The 283-nt window shown below is 44.9% G+C and carries 1 rRNA gene; it reads right to left on the bottom strand.

Features of this window, described 5'->3' with window-relative positions:
* Window positions 1–132: ribosomal RNA gene (locus tag HP552_RS01250) — 23S ribosomal RNA — on the bottom strand; the annotation flags it as partial.
* Window positions 133–283: the final 151 nt, after the last annotated feature.

The raw sequence follows: 283 nt of genomic DNA, 5'->3' as shown, positions 1-283 counted from the left end.
CTGGGTTTCCCCATTCGGACATCCCCGGATCAAAGCTTGCTTACAGCTCCCCGAGGCAGTTTCGTTGTTCGCCACGTCCTTCATCGGCTCCTAGCGCCTAGGCATCCTCCGTGTGCTCTTAGTAGCTTAACCAATTGCTCAAACGAGCAAATGCAATCTACCGTTTTATTGAAACTTGTTTACACAAGTTCAGCTAAAAGGAATGTTCTAATTCGCAATTTTCGTTTCGATATCTAGTTTTCAAAGAACAAGCTCCATGCAAAAGCAAGCTGTTTTGAGAGTT

The organism is Paenibacillus xylanilyticus (assembly GCF_013359935.1).
In the GTDB taxonomy this organism is placed as follows: Bacteria; Bacillota; Bacilli; order Paenibacillales; family Paenibacillaceae; genus Paenibacillus; species Paenibacillus xylanilyticus.
The sequence above is the reverse complement of the archived record's forward strand: the minus strand, read 5'-3'. Positions and strand labels throughout refer to the sequence as shown.